Here is a 1,639-nt window from a genome sequence, read left to right as displayed (position 1 = left end):
CCTCTCAAGAAACTCCCGTCAAGCTGCTGATTTGTTTGGGGTTTTTTCACGGAGTCTCTGGAAGTGGCGTGAGGCTATAGCCCATCGCCTGGGCGCGCTTGGTCAAGTGATGCATGACGCGCTGCTTGTAGCGTTCCTCGTAATACAGCTCTCCCTGGTCGACATATTCGGTGCCTTTGGTGAGCATGGCGTAGATCAGACGAGCCAACTTGTGGGCCGCAGCGGTGATGGCGCGAGGCTTGTCCAGGCGTGCGCACAGCCGTCGGTAATAGGCACCCAAGGCCGACTGGCTTGTTCGCAACGCAGCGGCGGCCAGGCGCAGGGCTTGGGCGGCGCGGTTTGGCGAGCGCTTGGTGGCGCTGCTCAGGACCTTGCCCCCGGAGATCCGTGTCCCCGGGCACAACCCGAGCCAAGAGGCGAAGTGCTTGGATGTGGGGAAGCGGGTCATATCAGGCCCGACCTCGGCCAGGACTTTGAAGGCGGTCATTTCATCGACCCCATTGATGCGGGTCAGGTCCACGCCGCACATGGCGAACAGGTGCGTGCGCAGGTCGAAGGCCATGGCCTTCTTGGGCCAGCGACGCTGGGACTTGCCTGGGTCGCCGTCATGGCGCTGTAGCTTATGCAGCTCAGTCTGGATGAGCTGATCGCACTCATCGAGCTGGCTCTGATACGCGTCGTACAGGGCAAGCGCCTGGCGTAGCGCGAACAGGTGCTCATGGCGCCAGGTCCCTTGCAGGGCTGCGGCGATATCGTCTTCGCTGGCCTTGACCTGGCGCTTTTTAAGGCGGGCCAGGACGTGGGGATCACGCTCGCCGGCCACGATGGCGCGGATGATGGCCTGGCCGGTGACCCCGACGACGTCCGAGAGCACTTGGGTCAACTGGATGTTCATCTGCGTGAGCGCCTTCTGCATGTGCTGCACGTGGCGCACCTGTGAGGCCAGCAGCATCTGGCGTTGGCGCGAGAACTCGCGCAAGACGCAGATCTGGTCCGAAGGCCGGAAGGCGCTGGCCAGCAGGCCGTAGCTCATGAGCTGTTGCAACCACTGGCAGTCCAGGACGTCGGACTTGCGGCCAGAGACGTTCTTGACGTGCCGGGCGTTGACCAGATAGACAGTAAAGCCCTGGCTGTCGAGCAACTCGTACAAGGGGATCCAGTAGACGCCGGTGGACTCCATGGCGACCGCGGTAATGCCGCAGTCCTTGAGCCACTGCGCCAGGCGATAGATATCGGCAGTAAAGCTCTTGAACTCACGAACGGGCTGCTCATCGCGGTCGGCAGGCACGGCGACAAAGTGACTGGCCGAGCCGATGTCGATGCCTGCGGCATCGGGGTGGGCCAGGGTTAAGGGTGCAACAGACTTGCGCAGGGACATGGCTTGCTCCATGATCACAAACGGAATGCCGCCAGGCATGGGTACGTCGTTGTACTCACTCTCTCAAACGGGATGCACGCGCTATGCGTGTGCTCACCAATGTCGGTGACGTCACCCGGGGCCATGCTTCAGAACGGGCGTGCGCTAACACGCACCACTGGAAGGTCGGTCTTTACCTGGCGGCATTCCACCTTGCCACAGCCGATGCCACGGAGAAAGTTTCTTCGTCACGGGTGTCGTGCATGACGACTATTGGGCTTC

The 1,639-nt window shown here is 62.0% G+C and carries 1 protein-coding gene; it reads right to left on the bottom strand.

What is annotated here, in order from left to right:
• Nucleotides 1-46 precede the first annotated feature (46 nt).
• Entirely contained in the window at nucleotides 47-1,378 is a 1,332-nt protein-coding gene (locus AC6LJ2_RS29975; protein ID WP_498152752.1) for an IS110 family RNA-guided transposase, read from the bottom strand.
• Nucleotides 1,379-1,639 lie beyond the last annotated feature (261 nt).

The organism is Achromobacter sp. 1014246743, assembly GCF_059760725.1.
This window is presented reverse-complemented; position numbering and strand designations above follow the sequence as displayed.